17 protein-coding genes, 1 tRNA gene and 1 pseudogene are annotated in these 18,798 nt (G+C 37.9%); 17 read left to right on the plus strand and 2 right to left on the minus strand.

The annotated features are described in order from the left end of the window. The first annotated feature begins 252 nt into the window (after positions 1–252). The gene (locus HFP47_RS10515; protein WP_223318520.1) at positions 253–1,008 is read left to right on the plus strand and encodes a glycerophosphodiester phosphodiesterase family protein; all 756 of its coding nucleotides are present in this window, start codon (positions 253–255) and stop codon (positions 1,006–1,008) included. Positions 1,009–1,064: 56 nt separating this feature from the next. Here the strand turns inward: HFP47_RS10515 and HFP47_RS02335 are convergent, their stop codons facing one another. Next, positions 1,065–2,240 (minus strand): DNA/RNA non-specific endonuclease, encoded by a 1,176-nt coding sequence (locus tag HFP47_RS02335; protein ID WP_011679532.1) that lies wholly within the window; start codon positions 2,238–2,240, stop codon positions 1,065–1,067. Positions 2,241–2,769: 529 nt separating this feature from the next. Here HFP47_RS02335 and HFP47_RS02340 point away from each other — a divergent pair. From HFP47_RS02340 to topA, 4 genes are all read left to right on the plus strand, one after another. Continuing rightward, positions 2,770–2,843, plus strand: a tRNA-Ile gene (locus HFP47_RS02340). A gap of 165 nt (positions 2,844–3,008) precedes the next feature. Next, entirely contained in the window at positions 3,009–3,176 is a 168-nt protein-coding gene (locus HFP47_RS02345) for a hypothetical protein (protein ID WP_179875968.1), read from the plus strand. Between the two features lie 167 nt (positions 3,177–3,343). Beyond that, positions 3,344–3,877, plus strand: a complete 534-nt coding sequence (locus HFP47_RS02350; RefSeq protein WP_038534120.1) for an HdeD family acid-resistance protein — start codon at positions 3,344–3,346, stop codon at positions 3,875–3,877. A 167-nt stretch (positions 3,878–4,044) separates the two neighbouring features. Then, on the plus strand, positions 4,045–6,129 hold the full coding sequence (gene topA / locus HFP47_RS02355; protein ID WP_179875969.1) for a type I DNA topoisomerase: 2,085 nt from the start codon (positions 4,045–4,047) through the stop codon (positions 6,127–6,129). 25 nt (positions 6,130–6,154) lie between these two features. Here the strand turns inward: topA and HFP47_RS02360 are convergent, their stop codons facing one another. Continuing rightward, positions 6,155–7,042: a YitT family protein gene (locus HFP47_RS02360; RefSeq protein ID WP_011679535.1), complete on the minus strand. Its 888-nt coding sequence runs from the start codon at positions 7,040–7,042 to the stop codon at positions 6,155–6,157. 100 nt (positions 7,043–7,142) lie between these two features. Here HFP47_RS02360 and HFP47_RS02365 point away from each other — a divergent pair, with 100 nt between their 5' ends. From HFP47_RS02365 to HFP47_RS02420, 12 genes and pseudogenes are all read left to right on the plus strand, one after another. Further along, the gene (locus tag HFP47_RS02365) at positions 7,143–7,643 is read left to right on the plus strand and encodes a hypothetical protein (RefSeq protein ID WP_048592895.1); all 501 of its coding nucleotides are present in this window, start codon (positions 7,143–7,145) and stop codon (positions 7,641–7,643) included. Continuing rightward, on the plus strand, positions 7,643–8,446 hold the full coding sequence (locus tag HFP47_RS02370) for a bifunctional hydroxymethylpyrimidine kinase/phosphomethylpyrimidine kinase (RefSeq protein WP_011679537.1): 804 nt from the start codon (positions 7,643–7,645) through the stop codon (positions 8,444–8,446). The genes HFP47_RS02365 and HFP47_RS02370 overlap by 1 nt, the downstream gene beginning before the upstream one ends. A gap of 104 nt (positions 8,447–8,550) precedes the next feature. Continuing rightward, a complete protein-coding gene (locus tag HFP47_RS02375) occupies positions 8,551–9,705 on the plus strand; it encodes an isochorismate synthase MenF (protein ID WP_042252942.1) in 1,155 nt (384 codons plus the stop codon). Next, a complete protein-coding gene (menD, locus tag HFP47_RS02380) occupies positions 9,683–11,308 on the plus strand; it encodes a 2-succinyl-5-enolpyruvyl-6-hydroxy-3-cyclohexene-1-carboxylic-acid synthase (protein WP_179875970.1) in 1,626 nt (541 codons plus the stop codon). The genes HFP47_RS02375 and menD overlap by 23 nt, the downstream gene beginning before the upstream one ends. Next, entirely contained in the window at positions 11,305–12,105 is an 801-nt protein-coding gene (menH, locus tag HFP47_RS02385; RefSeq protein WP_011679540.1) for a 2-succinyl-6-hydroxy-2,4-cyclohexadiene-1-carboxylate synthase, read from the plus strand. Before menD ends, menH begins: the two co-directional genes overlap by 4 nt. Beyond that, positions 12,092–13,191, plus strand: a pseudogene (gene menC / locus HFP47_RS02390) (o-succinylbenzoate synthase). Before menH ends, menC begins: the two are co-directional and overlap by 14 nt. A gap of 13 nt (positions 13,192–13,204) precedes the next feature. Next, a complete protein-coding gene (locus HFP47_RS02395) occupies positions 13,205–14,470 on the plus strand; it encodes a lipopolysaccharide assembly protein LapB (protein WP_014324526.1) in 1,266 nt (421 codons plus the stop codon). Positions 14,471–14,509: 39 nt separating this feature from the next. After that, complete coding sequence (locus tag HFP47_RS02400; protein WP_042252947.1) at positions 14,510–15,715, plus strand: CCA tRNA nucleotidyltransferase; 1,206 nt, start codon at positions 14,510–14,512, stop codon at positions 15,713–15,715. After that, positions 15,702–16,199 (plus strand): dihydrofolate reductase, encoded by a 498-nt coding sequence (locus tag HFP47_RS02405; protein ID WP_011679544.1) that lies wholly within the window; start codon positions 15,702–15,704, stop codon positions 16,197–16,199. The genes HFP47_RS02400 and HFP47_RS02405 overlap by 14 nt, the downstream gene beginning before the upstream one ends. Before the next feature lie 9 nt (positions 16,200–16,208). Further along, entirely contained in the window at positions 16,209–17,063 is an 855-nt protein-coding gene (locus tag HFP47_RS02410) for a DegV family protein (protein WP_179875971.1), read from the plus strand. Between the two features lie 179 nt (positions 17,064–17,242). Continuing rightward, positions 17,243–18,229 (plus strand): nucleoside hydrolase, encoded by a 987-nt coding sequence (locus tag HFP47_RS02415; RefSeq protein WP_042252952.1) that lies wholly within the window; start codon positions 17,243–17,245, stop codon positions 18,227–18,229. Next, positions 18,226–18,774 (plus strand): ECF transporter S component, encoded by a 549-nt coding sequence (locus HFP47_RS02420; RefSeq protein WP_179875972.1) that lies wholly within the window; start codon positions 18,226–18,228, stop codon positions 18,772–18,774. The genes HFP47_RS02415 and HFP47_RS02420 overlap by 4 nt, the downstream gene beginning before the upstream one ends. The last annotated feature ends 24 nt before the right edge of the window (positions 18,775–18,798 follow it).

An 18,798-nucleotide genomic window follows, 5' to 3' on the forward strand; every position in this document is an offset into this window, starting at 1 on the left:
TTTTTTGACGTAAATAATAGACGCCTCATTGCTAATATCTTACTTGCCATTACAAGTGGATTAATGTATGTTATTACTGCATATATCTTAAACCTGTATGTCACTCTTTTGACAACCGACCACAAGAAAGATGCTGAAAAAAAATTGAATGGCTCTTCGATATTTTTGCAAGGACTCATACTCATAGTCATTGGGGCAGGCAGTACTTTAATTTCCGGTAATTATTTTATATCGCCAAGAGAAAAATATTTAGTGATTGCACATAAAGGTGTTTCATATCCGAATGCCGTCCCAAACTCGTTAATTGCTTTGAAAAGAACTATTGCTACTCATCCTGATTACATTGAAATTGACATTCAACCCACAAAAGATGGCGTATATGTTCTGACACACAATACTAAAGTAAAAACAGTCTCGGGGGAAACGCTTGACATATCAAAAACAAATTGGTCTACTCTGAAAACCAAAAAAGTTACAGAAGATGGGCATCAATTTTATTTAACTAGCTTTTCGAAATATATTGATTTGGCGAATAACAAAAAACAAAAATTATTAGTAGAATTGAAATTGAATCAAACGATAACAGATGAGCAATTAAAACAATTTGTAGCCAAATATGGCAAGCAAATGAAGGAAAATAAAAGCGAAATTCAATCAATGAACCAAAACGTTATTAAGCGAATATATCAATACACTAGTTTAACTACAGGATTATTATCACCCGTTAAAAATACAGTTGATGGAAATAAAATTAGTAAATTCTATGCTATAGAATATTCAAAGGTTGATGCACATTTATCCAGCCAAATTAGACAGTATAACAAAGATTTGTACAGTTGGACAGTTAACGACAAGCTTGATGTTGAAACGGCCTATATGATAGGTGTCAATGGCGTGATTACCGATAAGCCACGAGAGACACGGACGATTTTAGAAAATATCAGTGAAAAGTTGACTTATCGTAGAGCATTTATTTCTATGATTTTGAATCAGCAAAGTGATATTTAATTCAATCTTTTTGAGTTCGTGCAAAATAATTATGTATGCCCGTGAGGGCTTTTTTGTTAACGTAATGATTTACGATATCCTGCCGCTTGGGCGTCTGCTTCACTATTAAAATAAACAGCGTTGCTACTGTTCATATAGTAGCCAGCTTGACCAGGAACATGATAAATATGTGATTTTGAATTTCCGATAATTTGTTGACTTTCACCAGTGTATGTTTGTGTTGCTGCAGATTGATTCTGTGCTGCTTGTGCTTGTGCAGCTGAAGCTGCTGCTGCAGAATTAGCTGCCGCTTGAGATGACGCGGCGGCTGCCTGTGATACACTAGCTTCACTTGCAGCTTTTTGTGCAGCAGCTATTGAAGATTGTTCTGCTTCGGAACTAGCTTTGGCAGATGACACTGCTTCAGAACTGGCTCTGGCAGATGAAGAAGCTGCCGCGGAGCTAGCTTCTTCTGCAGCTTCTTTTTGAGCGGCTAAGTCAGCTTTTTTGTGTAATGTATTTTTGGCCGTTCCATCAGCATAATTAATAATTGCGTTTGAACTGTCATTATTTAGGTAAACTACTGTTGCACCGTCATTGCCATCTTCTTCACGGTATGATTTAAGACTAATCTTAACTTTCTCTCCAGAGTTAGAATAGCCTATGTAAGATAGGCGAATCTGTCGTGGCAAGAGTTCATTGCCACTATACATTGGTGTAACTTGATAATCTAAACGGCTTGATTTGTGGTGCTTAAGCCATTTTGTGAGACCTCTTTCATAATAAAGCATAGCTTTTTTGTTACTGGCATTCGATTTTTTAAGTGCGCCAGTATTTAGGTAAGCTGTCTCTGGAACTAAGTTTTTTGCTTCATCATTTAAACCGCTGAATTGATAGCCAATAAGATGTCCGCGATTGAATAGCCATGACTTACCAATAGATGCGTTGGCTTTTTTATATTTGAATTTATAATTGTGCCAACCAACAGGATTGTAGTTTAGTTTTGTCGCTTGTTTTGCAGTTGGTTCTTCAGCATAATTGAGCTGAATATGAGCATCAACCGCACGCTTTTGACTATCTTGATCAGCTAGAACAAGTTGTTTTTCGTTTTTGAAACTAAGAGGATGCTGCTCAGCACCACTTAGTTTGTCCTTCTGATAACTATCAGCAGCAACACCCAAAGCAGGGTATATCGTACTAGTGGCAACCACTAACACTGCACTGATAGTTACTTTTTTTAGTAACTTTAACATAATAAATTCTCTCCCGAACAGTTTAGCGTGGATATTTGGCACGTATTGAACAATCATTTTTTAGTATTATTAAAAAATAGGAACAAATTTTTTATTTTTAAGCGTGAGTTACCATACTTTTTTAATTATAATACTTCTAAAGTATGACATGCAAATATACTTGTACAGACCAGTTGTTCGATATGTAAACTTAAAACATTTATATCATAAAAGGCATTGACGGAACTTGAAATGCTGATATAATAAATTTGTAAGCGTTTTCTTATGTTGAGGATTCGTTTACACATCAATAATTTTCTGACAACGAGTCAGATGCTCCTTAAATATGTATGCTGAAATGTGTACAATAAATAAGATGTGGTCACGGAAAACCATATCTTATTTTTTCAATATTTATGTTTTTCAAGTTTAATTTATTATGTTTTGATGATATAATTTAAACTGGTTATGACCTACGATAGTTTCGAAAATATCATGATGTAAAATTACCAATTTTATTTCAAAGTACTATTGTGGGGCATTACTGTCTGGACCATTAGCTCAGTTGGTTAGAGCAAACGGCTCATAACCGTTCGGTCGTTGGTTCGAGTCCAACATGGTCCATCTATTTACTTTAATTTTAGTAGGAGCTTGTCTTCAAATTGTCTTTCTGATATCGATTCTTTAATAGGCACCAATCAATAAAAACGAAATAGGCTAAGAACAACCAAACGGAGTATTTTGGTTGTTTTTATTTGCTACTATTTTAAGTGAAAGGAGGATATGCTAATGAGTCGAGATATTGATTACGATGTACTGAGAAAAAATCAGCAAGAAAACCGTGCCAATGCTTATTTGAATAAAGGCTTGCGATTTGGTGCTGCGCCTATGGTAACTATGGGGGTAGCCACTAAAGGTTATATGACCGAGAGTGGTTTTTATTCAGACAAGCATTGATAATAGGGAAAAAAAGTCAGCCAGGTTGGTTTCTGGTTGGTTTTTATTTTCACAAAAAGTAGATGATGAATTAAGTCTAAAGCATATTAAACATCAAGATTAATCCAAAAATGAGAACTAGCCATTAAAAGCGTATAATATGAAGTAAATGAGGAGGAGGATGGATGATGTCAGACATATTTTTAAAAAAACTACGCAATATTATTGGATTTGACGCTATTGTGTCAATTATTTTTGGTGCTCTGATACTTTTTTGGCCAACGCACAGTGCTTCAGTAGTAGCCGCTTTGATTGGGTTAGCTTTTATTGCGATAGGTATATCGCACATAGCATCCGTATTCGATAGAAAAGATGAAGACGGTTGGGCTCGTGTGGGTAACTTGGTTATTGGGGCTGTCTACTTTATCGCTGGCGTATTTACCTTTATAAACCTGTATGCAGCAACTACCTACTTGTTTATAATTGTCGGCTTGCTTGTTGGTATGACATGGATACTCGAAGGAATTATTGAATTTGGGTCACTGAAGTATTACACACAAAAAGGGTGGGCGATGTTTTCAGCTCTCATCAGTATTATTGGTGGAATCGCGTTATTGTTTGCGCCTTTGCTTAGTGCAATCTTCCTTTGGCAATTACTTGGGGCCTCTTTACTGGTACTAGGTATTATTAAACTGTTGCATTTCTTTGCTTGGAAAAGGTAAAACTTATTTTCCAATTACAACGCCGTCTGCTTAGATTAATTCTGGACAGACGGTTTTGTGTTATAATCAAATCAATTTTAAATTATAAAGTCTTAAACAATTTGATTAGTGACTGATGTAACAGAAAATACTATATTTAAACATAAAAGATTGCGAGGAAATTTACTTTGGCAGAAACCAAAACAGCAACAAAAAAGAAAAAAGCGGCACCACGGAAGAAATCTAAAATCAAGAAAAATCTAGTTATTGTTGAAAGTCCATCGAAAGCAAAAACAATTGAAAAGTATTTAGGTCGCAACTATAAAGTAGTTGCTAGCCTTGGTCATATACGTGATCTGCCTAAATCCACCTTAGGTGTTGATGTCGAAAACGATTATGATCCTAAGTATATTAATATTCGTGGAAAAGGCGATGTTATTAAGGGATTACGCAAGGAAGCAAAAGCCGCAAAAGCCGTTTATCTGGCTTCCGATCCGGATCGTGAAGGTGAAGCAATAGCTTGGCATTTGCAGCATATTTTGGATTTAAATCCTGAACAACCTAATCGAGTTGTTTTCAATGAAATCACAAAAGATACGATTAAAAATTCCTTTAAAACACCGCGTGTTATTAATCAAGATCTTGTTGATGCACAGCAAGCACGTCGTATTCTTGATCGATTAGTAGGTTATTCAATATCACCGATTCTTTGGAAAACCGTGAAGCGTGGGTTGTCGGCTGGCCGTGTGCAGTCTGTGGCCTTAGGCTTGATCATTGCGCGTGAACGTGAGATACAGGCTTTTCAGCCAGAAGAATATTGGACGCTAGATTCTATGTTTAAAAAGAATCGTACCAAATTCAAATCAATATTCTACGGATTTGATGGAAAAAAGCAGCCATTGCCAGACAATGACAGTGTGCAAGATGTGTTGAAGCGGATTAACAAAGATGGTGATTTTGATATTGTTAAGGTGGATACGAAGCAACGCAAGCGCCAACCTCAACCACCATTTACGACGTCAACAATGCAACAAACAGCCAATACACAGTTAAAATTTAGAACGCGTAAAACAATGATGGCTGCACAGCAACTATATGAAGGTATTAATCTGGGTAAGGGGTTAGGTCAAGTAGGATTAATTACTTATATGCGTACAGATTCGACGCGTATTTCATCTGTTGCAAAGAATGCTGCAGCACAATTTATTCACGATACATGGGGTGAAGAATACTCACAGCATAAGCCAGTGCAAGGAAAGCTACAGGAGGGAGCTCAAGATGCCCATGAGGCCATACGACCATCTGATGTCAATCGGACGCCAGAGTCTATCAAAGATAAACTAACCCCTGATCAATTTAAGCTATACTCTTTGATCTGGTCCCGATTTGTTGCTAGCCAAATGACACCAGAAATTTTAGATACAATGGCTGTGACAATTGAACAAAACGGCGTTATCTTTAGAGCTAACGGTTCTAAAACAAATTTTGAAGGATTTACAAAGGCCTATCCAACAGCAAAAAAGAAAGATAATGTTTTGCCTTCGTTGAGCGAAGGGGACAAGGTGAGTTTGGCAAATACAGATCCTGAACAACACTTCACTTTGCCACCAGCACGCTATTCTGAAGCAACGCTAATTAAAGCCTTAGAGGAAAATGGCGTAGGGCGTCCATCAACTTACGCGCCAACTCTAGATACAATTCAACGGCGGAACTATGTTCGTATTGATGCTCGTAAGTTTGTGCCAACTGAACTGGGAGAAATTGTTCAAACGATTGTCGAAGAAAGTTTTCCTGACGTGACAAACATGAAGTTCACGGCTGCGGTTGAACATGAGCTAGATGAGGTCGAAGCGGGTAACAAGCACTGGGTACCAGTCATTGATTCATTCTTTAAACCCTTTCAAAAGGAAGTCGAGAAAGCTGAGACATCTCTTGAAAAGATTATTATGCATGATGAACTGGCGGGGATGGATTGCGAGGTTTGTGGTGCGCCCATGCTAGTCAAAATGGGTCGTTATGGCAAGTTCTATGCCTGTGCACGTTTCCCCGATTGTCGTAATACAAAAGCAATTGTTCAGGAAATCGGTTTGCTATGTCCAAAGTGCCATAAAGGACAAATTGTTCAGCGAAAAACTAAACGTGGACGAACGTTTTATGGTTGCCAAAGATATCCCGATTGTGACTTTGTAACTTGGGATAAACCTACGGAAAAGACATTAGCTGACGGTACAACACCAAAAGATGATGAGAAAAAAGAACCAGTCAAAAAATAAAAGCCACAATTTTATATTGTGGCTTTTATTTTAATTTGAATATTGATTTTTTGGGACGAAGATAAGAAAAACCTTCGCCAAGCTGTTCTTGCGTTGTAAATATGGAAACAAAAGCTTTTGGATCTACCTGATCAACAATGCGCCGGACTGTGCTGACTTCTGAAGGGTCAACTACGGCATAAACAACACGTTGATCTCGATGAGAGTAGCCTCCTTCAGCTTTAAGCAAACTAGTACCACGATCAAGTTCATCCATAATAGCATGTGACATTTCTTCTGGATACTGTGTAAAGATCATAAAGGACCTTGCATCATAAGCGCCTCGTTGCGTCATGCTAACAACTTGTGAAAATACAAATGAAGCAATCAGTGTGTACATCATGTGAACAATATCAATATAAACAAGTGATAACAGTAAAACACAGGCATCTAGGATAAACATTGTCCGTCCGATAGGAATGCTAAATTTTTGCTCTACAATACGAGCGACAACGTCACTGCCGCCTGATGTGCCACCAAAGCGGAATACAATACCTAAACCAAATCCGGCAATTATCCCGGCAATTATTCCAGCAATCAGCATATCATGATGAAGTGCAGGCGGAGTGGGCACAACTTGCCACAACCAAAGCCAAAATGATAGGGATGCAATGCCCCAAATAGTGTAAATCAGTGCACGACGCCCTAAAATACGATAGCCAATAAAAAGTAAAGGGACATTTAATAGTAAGTTAGTATAAGCAGGATTCCAATTAAAAAGTGCACGCAAAATTAGTGTGATACCAGAAATGCCACCTTCGGCTAAGTCATTAGGAATGTTAACATTAATTAACCCCCAGCCATACATTCCAGTACCAATTGCGATCATAATTAAGTCTCTAATAGAAATACGTTCTAGATTAGTTGTTTCCATAGTCAAAACCTCGTAATATCTCGTAAAATTAATCATACCATATATATGGTAGGAAATTTATCGCTTTATTTGATATAATAGTTAGTGATTAGAGGTTAATATGGCAGATTATAATAATTATAAACGACCACAATTTTATAAAAAAAAGCATCCAGTACGTAATTTTTTTATCGTGCTTGTAATTTTAATTGTTGTAGCGTTGAGTATTTTTATCTACATGAATTATTCAACTGCACAAAAAACAACCACACCAATTGAACAGAAAACTAGTACAAACAGTACAATCGAAGAAAATTCTGATTCAACATCTGAAGATAGCAGTTCTTCGGATGAAAGTGAATCAAGCGATTCTGAGTCATCGTCAAGTGAATCAAGCTCGTCGTCTTCAAGTAGCTCAAGTTCATCATCTTCAAGCAGTTCAAGTAGTGCCGCTGATTCAGCGCAATTAAAGGGCAAAAAGATTAGTGAAGCTATTGCATGGGCTAAAGAAAATAGGCGTACTTATTCATGGAACATTACATCAGGTGGAAATGATGCCGTTGTGACGCAGATTACAGATGATGGACAGAATATTAGTTTTACAGCATCGGCTGATCAATAATGGTTAAGAAGTTACTAACAATCGCTGGCTCTGATTCACTTTCAGGTGGTGGGATTCAAGCTGATTTAGCTACATTTAATGAATTTGGATACTTTGGGTTAAGTGTGATCACAAGTATTGTGACCGTAACAAACGACAATTTTAAAATTTACCCAACTGATTTAAAAATTATTCAAGCACAACTTGATTCAACGTTAGCATTAGATGATATTGCTGCGATTAAAGTTGGCTTACTGCCCACAGTTGACATTATTGACTTAGTTGCTGAGTATTTAAAAAAAGTTGATGTACCTGTTATTGTTGATCCCGTGATGGTGTTCAAAGAAACGGATAGTACAAATACTGATTTTTTGGTACAAGAAATAAAAAATCAGTTATTACCATTAGCCACAGTCGCAACTCCAAATCTATATGAGGCACAATTATTGTCTGGTTTAACGATTCAGAGTGTAGACGATATGAAAGCTGCGGCAAAAGTTATTGGTAGTTTTGGAGTCGAGAGTGTTGTAGTTAAAAGTGGCGCGCGACTCGCTGGTAATCAAACATTCGATCTTTTGTTTCACAATAACAACTATAAAATATTTGAACAGAAAAAAGTGATGTCAAATATCCCCATGAACAACGGCGCTGGCTGTACTTTTTCATCCAGCATTGCAGCCAACATCGTAACGTCCAGTGTTACGGATGCTGTAGCGGATGCAAAAGCATTTGTACTTGCGGGCATTGAAAATGGTGTGATAATAAATGAAAATTTTGAAGTAGGCAATGTCTGGCAGGCCGCTAGGCGTCTGCGCAACAACTAAAGTAAAAGCGACAGATCAACATCTGTTGCTTTTTATATGTTAAAGGCACATGTGAAATGGTAATCATAGACGAATTGATACAATATCGACGCACGCTGAGGTCGATGGATCGCAGTTTATTAAATCAAATGTTAGATAATGTTCAAGTTGCTGCATTCTTTGAAACTAGTGATAAAAAAAGCACAATGTATGCGTTTGGACAAAAAAAAATATGGTCAAAAATGCCAGATAAAACAGATTCGATTGTTTTTGGTGCCAGCTCTTTTGATGATCAGTTAGAAGCAGGAATCATGAAGGGTTTTTGGTTTGAGCCTGAATTTTTAGTTTTATTGCAAGATAATCAATTACTATCTAGTACTACAGCTATTGACGATTATTTAATGCAACTTAGTCAATTAAAAAAACCACAAGCACCGCAAATTATCGATGAAAGTGCTGAGGCTGATTGGCAAGCAAGGGTGCAGACTTTAATTAATGAGTTGAGTGTTAATCGAAGTTTAAAAAAGGTGGTTTTTAGTCGGCAACAGCAAATAACCTTATCAGCAAAATTGGTTTTGTCTAAAGTTATACCAGCACTGCAAAAACAGCAAGATGTTTATCATGCGGCCCTCAAAAGGGATACTGAACTATTTATAACTGCCACACCAGAGCGACTGGTTAAAATAAATGATAACCAAGTAGAAACAGCAGCTGTGGCCGGTACAATTCGTCGCGGACAGATAGACCTAGAAGATGTTAAACTGGGTAAAGAGTTATTGAATAGCGAAAAGAACAATCAAGAGCATCGTTATGTTGTGGATAATATTGTTCAGCAATTGGGTAGTTTAACTAATCAATTGCATGTGCCAAATAAGCCTTTCTTGTTGAAAAATAAGCAGGTTCAACATCTTTATACGCCAATCCAAGGCACATTAGCTACCAACATTTCTATTAAAGATGTTGTCGGAAAATTACATCCAACCCCAGCTTTGGGCGGTTTACCAAGAAAAAATGCCTTGGTATATATTCGTAATTATGAATTGCATCCCCGAGGATTATTTGCATCCCCAATAGGATATTTTACAAAAAATAATTTCGGAGAATTCGTTGTCGGTATTAGATCAATGTATGTTAATGGGCGAAATGCTCGTCTGTTTGCAGGCGCTGGTATTGTTGCTGAATCAGATAGCCAACAAGAATATTACGAAACAACTTTAAAGTTTCAACCAATGCTTGAGTTACTGGAGGAACTATCAAATGACGGACACACTAACTTTTAATACAAAGCACCTACTAGAGGCACTATTTGAAAGTGGCATTCGACATTTTATTGTGTCTCCTGGATCCAGAAGTACACCGATAGCATTACTTTTAGCAGAATACGCAGAACAAAATAATGAAATTAAATTATTTGTTGATGTTGATGAACGGTCAGCTGGCTTTTTTGCTTTAGGAATCGCCAAAACACTTTTAGAACCTGTTGTCCTGCTAGGAACATCTGGCACTGCAATTGCAGAGTATATGCCAGCAGTGGCTGAAGCGTATGCTGCGAACATACCATTAGTCGTATTATCGACTGATCGACCCCAAGAATTGCAGTTCAATGGGGCGCCACAGACTATACCGCAAAGCAACTTGTTTGGACAATTAACAAAGCAGGCAGTTTTAATACGTTTGCAAGATATGCACAGCGATGTGACAGAGTATATTGATTTCATAGTACAAAAAGTGGTTAACTTATCTATTACTGCACCACGTGGCCCTATTCAAATTAATTTACCACTTCGTAAGCCATTAATGCCTATATTAGCTCGCCAAGATGAGGTGCATGTTCAACGAGTAGTTTTTGACAAGCAATCCGTGCAATATCGTTTACCACCAATAACGGCAAAAAGATTATTAATATTGGCTGGTCCAAATGTTTTGAATAGTTATGACGATAGTTTAAAAAAGTTCGCTATTAAAAATAATGTACCTGTCATTGCCGATGTTCTGAGTCAAAGCAGACACACATATACAATTCATGGCATAGATGTTTTACTTCAGGCACATAAGATTAATGCTGATTTGAAGCCTGATTTAGTTGTTCGGTTTGGTAAAACGCCAGTGTCTGCACGTGTATTACAGTGGCTAAAAGAGGAAAATATTTTAACTTGGCATGTTGATGAAGATGCTGGTGTAGATCATACAAGGCATATTGCACGAGCAATCAAGATGGCGCCACATGATTTCCTGGAAAACATGCATTTGACGCTGTCTAAAAATCAGATTGATTTTAATCAAAAGTGGTTGTCTTTGCCTAAAGTAATAAAAACTCGTAACGAAATGAATATTATAACTGCTTTGGATGATGCTGTTCCAGATGACACGCATATTTTTGTGGCTAACAGTATGCCAATACGTGACATGGATAACTTTTTTACTGGAAACCATACGCAGCGCATTTATGCAAACCGTGGAGCTAATGGCATTGATGGTGTGATATCGAGTGCATTGGGCATGAGCGCAGTGGTTAAGCAGCGGAGTGTTTTGTTGACAGGTGATTTGACGCTATTTCATGATATGAATGGTTTAATGATGGCTAAAAACTATCAGTTACCGTTAGATATTATCGTAATTAATAACAACGGTGGGGGCATTTTCTCATTTCTACCACAGGCCGGTGCGCCAAAGTATTTTGAACAATTATTTGGCACGCCGTTAAATATAGACATTAAAAAAATCGCTGATTTATATGATATAGACTATCATCAATTGAATGTTCCAGAAGCATTAAGCCAAATTCTACAGACACCTTCAAAAACGACAAGACTGATTGAATATAAAAGTGATCGTCAGAGGAATAGAGATGACCATCGTGAAGTATTGGAGATGTTAAAATGATTATTGACGTCAATAATTATCCTTATCAGGCTTACCTGACGAAAAATAATGATGAAAATCAAAAGTGGCTATTATTACATGGCTTTATGGGCTCTCATTGTGATTTTAATCATATTATTGATCATTTACCGGGACAAGTACTGACTTTGGACTTACTGGGGTTTGGTGGTCATACAACGTCGGTTGAAGTTACCAGATTTGAAATGGCTCATCAAATACAAGATTTAGCGATTATATTGAATCAATTGCACTGGAAAAATATTAACCTACTAGGCTACTCGATGGGCGGTCGGTTAGCTTTAGGCTTTACCAAGGTGCACAGTGAGTTGGTAAAACGATTATACTTAGAGAGCACAACTGCTGGACTGAAGACTGCTCAAGAACGTCATGAACGGCGTGTTTCTGATTATAAAAAGGCTGAAAAAATCCAGCAAAACTTTGAAACATTTGTTACGGACTGGGAGCAGATGCCACTATTTGCTACACAACAACATGTTAGTCCAGAGCAAAAGAAGTTTATGCATCAACAACGGATAAATCAGAATCCAATCAACGTTGCGAACTCACTCCGTTATATGGGTAGTGGTGTGCAACCAAATTATTGGCCTTGTTTGCAATCATTACATACACCCACACAAGTTATTGTAGGAGAACAAGATATTAAATTTAACCTTATTGCCGAAGAAATGACAAACTTACTGCCAAATGCCAAAATAAGCATTGTGCCCAATGCTGGACATAATGCGCATTTTGAGCAACCAGCAGCATTTATTGAGGTACTCGATGTATCAAATTAAAAAAATAACTTTAATACCTATTGCACTGACTATGTTGCAAGCCTTTGAAACTGCGCATCACACCATTAGCGAACGACCATTAACTATTGTCACCGTTGAACTATTGAACGAAGATAGTGGTGAGATAGCTGTAGGTTATGGTGAAGTTCAGTCGTTTGCAGACTTCTCGTATACGCTTGAAAATCAATCTGTCAGTCGAGAAATTTTAAAAACAGTTTTGTTACCACAAATTCGAAGATTCTCTTTTAGTAATCCCCAATCGTTTTCGATACGTTTGAATCAACTGACGCCATTTGCTTCATTCGCTAAGGCAGGTTTAGAAATGGCTGTTTGGGACGCGATTGGTAAACTAACGCATCAATCTCTACAACAAATGATTCATGGCCAAGGGGGAACAGTTCCAGTCGGAATCGCTGTCGGTATGGCAGATAGTATTGATGAAGCATTAACGCAAGGATATCAGAGAATTAAGCTTAAAATTGATGCTCATGTAGTTGACTTTGAAAATTTGAACCGGCTGTTAAAAAATATCCTGAACAACAATTTTCAATTGATGCAAACAGTAGCTTTACAGATGAAAATATTGCACAAATTAACAGGTTACCTGAAAATGTTGGGTTCATTGAACAACCACTTGGTGAAAATGATTTTGTACAGCATGCGGTACTCCAAGCTCATACAAGTAAAATCATTAGTTTAGACGAATCAATTAATAATCTTAACGATGTTGCTACGATGTTGAAATGTCGTTCGGCGAAAGCTTTGACAATTAAACAGGGCAAGATTGGTGGTATTTCCAACGCTTTGACGGCTATTCAACTTGTTGATAAGCCATGGGTTGGCGGCATGCTAACTAGTGGTTTAGGTAGAAGCGTCGATATAGCAATTAGTAGTTTACCTAAAATTGCTTTCCCAGGAGATATTTCAGATAGCAGGCGCTATTTTGAACGTGATATTATTGAGGAACGTTTACGCGTGAATAATGGGATTATATCAGTGCCAAGGAATTACGGCATTGGCGTGACAGTAGATTTAAATGCGATTTCAGATCTGCAAACGGAACAAATGTTTACAATTACTGATTAAAAACGAGGTTATTATGGAAACGAACTATGCGCAACAAATGCTTGATGCTCTCTCAAGTGGGCAACTAGATGATGCAAAAAAATTTTTTGCACAATCATTACGAAAAGATAGTGATGATTTAATTTATAGTTTAGCTGAGGAGTTATATGCTCTTGGGTTTTTGAACCAGTCACGTCGTGCCTATAAAAAATTATTAGAAAAATACCCTGATGAGGATGAACTTCGTACGGCATTAGCTGATATTGCGATAGAAGATGGTGAGATTGATGAAGCGCAAGACTATTTAGCGCAAATTAAGCCTGATTCACCTTCATACTTACAGGCTTTACTCGTTAAGGCAGATGTCTATCAGTCTGAGGGATTAACGGAATCTGCAGAACACAGTCTATTGCAGGCAGAAAGAATATCCCCAGATGAAGATGTGATTCAATTTGCCTTAGCTGAATTTTATTATGCTAATCAAAGTTATCCCAAGGCGATTCCACGTTATCGTGCGTTGTTGAAAAAAGGCAAACGAGAAATTAGTCGAGTTGATATTGTAGCGCGTATTGGTATGGCGTATGCTCAAGTGGGTAATTATGAGCATGCGGTTGGTTATTTAGAACAAATTAAACCAGAACAAATGACATTAGATACACGATTCCAATTGGCAGTTCTGTATCAAGAAAACAAACGAACCAGAGAAGCGATTGATTTGTTTAATGGTGTATTGGAAGTGGACCCTAAATATACGTCTATTTATCCGATATTGGGACAAGCGTATGAACAAGAACAACAACTTGAGGACGCTTACCGAGTTTATCAAGAAGGATTAGCTCAAGATGAGACCAATACAGTATTATATCGTCTAGCAGGGTTGGCAGCAGAAAAACTTGGAGATGATGCTAAAGCTAAAGCATATTATCAAAATGCTTTGGCGTTAGATGATACAGATGTGACGTCAATAATTATTTTGTCTGCTTTGCTATTAAAGCAACGAGAATTCGAAGCAGACATTCAGTTGTTAGAGAAACATATTCAAGAAGATGTTATTGATCCGGAATTTTACTGGCATTTGGCGCGCGCCTATTATCAGGAAGGCAAGGAAGATCAAGCTACTAAATATTGGGAAATGGCTTTACCCTTTTTCCAAGAGAATACTTCATTTTTGCGTGATATTATTGATTGGTACCATGAAGAAGGTGAACGTCAAGGTGAGATTGATATGATGGTCAGATATTTAAATATCGAACCAGAAGATGCTGATATGCAAATGCGATTAGAAAATGCAAAATATTAAAGATACGCAAATGCTGCTATTTTGGTAAAATAGACTCATATGAAAATTACACAATTACCTCAAGAATTTATAGATGCACAACCAATATTAACAAAGTTAGAAGATGCTGGATTTGAAGCTTATTTTGTTGGTGGTTCGGTACGTGATACTATGCTTGGAAAAACGATTCATGATGTTGATATTGCAAGTAGCGCTTTTCCAGAAGAAGTTAAATCATTGTTCCATAATACTGTGGATACGGGCATTCAACACGGGACAGTGATGGTTTTGGACCATGGGACAGGATATGAAATTACGACTTTTCGTGTCGAGTCAACTTACACAGATTTTAGGCGACCTGATCATGTCACTTTTGTACGTAGCCTCGAAGAGGATCTTAAAAGACGTGATTTCACAATTAATGCTTTGGCAATGCGGCACGACGGTGAGGTATTAGATCTCTTTGATGGTCTAGAGGACATGAAAAAAGGCGTTATTCGAGCCGTTGGTGATGCCGAAAAACGCTTCACAGAAGATGCCCTGAGAATGATGCGTGCCCTGAGATTTAGCGCCCAACTTGGTTTTAACATTGAAGCTGATACTCAAAAAGCATTGGTAGATTTGGCACCGAACTTGGCTAAAATCGCGGTTGAACGAGTTCGAGTTGAATTTGAAAAATTATTGTTAGGTAGTCAAGCATCGCAGAGTTTAGAACTGGCCCTGCGCGATCAGGTCATGAATTATTTACCAGGTCCGCACATTGAAGATTGGTCAAGTATTATAGATGATTTAAATAAAGACCAGGCTACAAATTACACCGTGGCTTGGGCACATATATTATCAAGAACGCAATTTGATGACAAGAAACGTCGTCAATTTATGTACGATTGGAAAATGAGTCGTAACGTGATGAAAACGGTCAACGCAATTGTTCCTATTGTGCATAATCCAAAGAAATCAACTGTATTTGATATATACCAAGTTTTAGCTTATCAGGAAGAATTGCTTGAAGTTTTGTCACTAACTGGTAGTCAGCCCGAGACAATTCAGAGAATAAGTCATATAATAGAGATGTTACCGATTACAAAAGCTGCTGATCTTAACATTAGTGGCGGTGAATTGATCCGTTCTGGTATTTTAACACCTGGGCCTTTATTGGGGCGTGTGCTTAAAAAAATTGAGTACGCAGTCGTTGTTGGTGATATTTCAAATGATCACGACGCACTTGAAAAGTTTGCAAAGGAGTACGTAAATGACCAAAATTAAAATGGTATGGGCTGAAGATCGTCAACATGCAATTGGAAAAGATGGTGGTATACCTTGGCATATGCCTGATGATCTCAAACTGTTTAGAGATGAAACAGTCAATACCCTAATGATTATGGGGCGCCCAACGTGGCTTAGCATTGGGCGGCCATTGCCTAAACGAACAACTGTAGTTATGACTAGGCAAGAAGACTGGACACCAAGTTATCCAGAAGTAAAAGTTATTCATTCCATTGAAGAAGCCAAAAATTTGATAGCTAAGGAAGAGCGAGATATTACGATTGCTGGTGGCGCAGCAGTTTACCGTGAATTTATGCCCTATGCAACAGATTTAGTTATAACGCGAGTTGACGGTGTGATTGATGGCGATACTTTTGTTGATGAGGTGGATTTAACACAATTTCAACTAAAGTCCAGTGAACCACATGCGAAAGATGATAATCATGATTACGCATTCGTTGTCGAACGCTACGAACGCATATAAGGAAAGAATATGTCAAATATTAAAATCGTTACAGATTCAGCTGTAGCATTAACTCCAGAAGAAATTACCAAATACGATATCAAAATTGTGCCGCTATCAGTACAAATCGATGGTACAGTCTATGAAGATGGTGTCACTATTCAGCGCGATGAATTTCTTGAAAAGATGATTGAAAGTAAGAGTCTTCCTCAAACATCGCAGCCATCAATCGGCACATTTCAAGCTGTTTATGATGATATTCATCAGAAATTTCCAGATTCCGAAATTTTAAGTCTCCATTTATCATCAGGGCTGTCAGGAACTGTCCGCGCCGCTGAACAAGCAGCCGCATTGACAAGTGCTAAGATTACAACATTTGACACATTAGCGGCTGACCGTGCGCAAGCATTTGTTGTCTTACAAGCGGCAAAAATGGCGTCCCAAGGGGCTACGATGGCTGAAATATTACCAGCGGTTGAAAAAGCTCGTGATGAGTCGCATATTTTTTTGAGTTTTACTTCTTTGACAAATATGGTTGCCGGTGGTCGCTTGAGTAAAACACAAGGAATTATCGGTAATTTGCTAAACATTAAGGTCGGTGCTGGTGTAACAAAAAATGATGGCACGGTTGAAGTACTGCTCAAAGGCCGAGGCATGAAAACTATTGCTAAATTCAACAATAATGTTATTGCTAAGATGCAAGAGTATAAGGAAGTATTGTCAATAGGTATCTCTCACGCAGGAATTCCAGAGGAAGCAGCTCAAATTGCAGCACGCTTAAAAGCAATTTGGCCTGATATTGAAATTCGAGTTTTAAATACAACACCAATTATTTCTACTCATACAGGCGTAGGCGCATTAGCAATTTTGTACCGAGCACGCTAAAATAAAAACCCCAGAATTTTATTTCTGGGGTTTTATTGTTGCATTAAAATTGGTACACTTAAAAAGCATTTATCAAAATCGGCAATCGTGCCGGACTGGTTCGGAAAATCCCAGAATAAAAAACCAAGTGTGATTGTATTGTATCAATAAAATCACATATGACAGAAAGGAAAGATAAAATGCAAAAAGTTATAATTGACACGGATCCAGGAATTGATGATAGTTTAGCACTTTTGGTCGCATTAAAATCACCAGAGCTTGATGTTATCGCCATTACTGTTGTCGAGGGAAATGTCCCTACAAAAATCGGTGTTCAGAATACTCTCAAAGTGCTTGAAGAGGTAGGAAGGACTGATGTTCCTGTCTTTGAAGGGGCACATGAACCCTTGCAACATGAGTACATCAGTGCACAGGATACCCACGGATTGGATGGGTTAGGACAAAGTAATATTGCTGTCCCAATGATAGAGGCCAGCACAATAAGTGCCCACTCAGCATACAATCAGTTACTCACCAATCATAATGATGTTTGGGTACTGGCTTTGGGACCGTTGACAAATATTGCGCTAGCCATGCAAGAAAATCCCAAGGTTTGGCAAAATATGTCGCGCCTAATCATTATGGGTGGATCCTATCTTTCGAATGGAAATACCTCACCAGTTGCTGAATACAACTTCTGGGTAGATCCGAATGCAGCTGATTATGTTTTGAAAAATAGTCCTATTGTAGCTGAAATTGTCCCATTAGATGTTACTCGAAAAATGTTACTGACACCAAATATCTTGTCATTAATGCAGCGATTGAATCCTGAGCAATCAATATTTATCACAAAAATCATTAAGTTTTATTTTGATTTTCATTGGCAACAAGAACATGTGTTGGGGGCGGTTATTAATGATCCACTTGTGATTATTCATGCATTATATCCTGAGTATACTCGTGGCATTAGTAAATATGTCACTGTAGTAACAGAAGGTGTAGCCCTCGGACAAAGCATAGTTGATATAGCTGATTTTTGGAAAAAAGAAGCGAACGCAGTGATTTTAACAGAGGTGGATTCTTTGCATGTTATGGCGGAAATCATAGCTCGCCTATTGGGAATTTCGTCAGCAACCATATTGACTGAATTAACCAATATTGCCACAGATCTTGAGGTATTATCATGAAAAAGCTATCTACTCAGCGTATCACGTTAATTGCCTTATTTATTGTGATTAATATTGTTGGTGGTCACATTGCTTTACTTGCCAAGTTACCAGTTTACTTAGACACGATTGGTACGCTTTTAGGCGCATCTTTTTTTGGTCCAGTTGGTGGCGTAGTCGTTGGTATTTTGACAGCATTAATAAACGGTACAACAGGTGACCTTTTTTCAATTTACTACACGCCTAGCCAAATTGTTACCGCTCTTGTGGCAGGATTAATTTACAGAAAAGTCAGCGCTACGGATGTTAAAAATATTTGGTGGTCAGCTTTGATCATATCCGTACCGGCGACAATTGTGAGTTCAGTAATTACCGTCATTCTTTTTCACGGCATTACTTCTTCTGGGTCAAGCACGATTGTACAGGTGCTTCACGGTCTTGGGGTCAACCAAACACTTTCTGTTTTTCTAGTACAGATTGGAACGGATTATCTCGATCGCCTGATTGGCGTGTATGTTGTAGCCGTAGTATATAGTGTTATCGTATCACGCGTTCATTTAATTTAAATATCACTTTATAAAATAAAAAAA

It is taken from the genome of Leuconostoc sp. DB-1 (genome assembly GCF_013414845.1).
Taxonomy (GTDB): Bacteria; Bacillota; Bacilli; order Lactobacillales; family Lactobacillaceae; genus Leuconostoc; species Leuconostoc mesenteroides.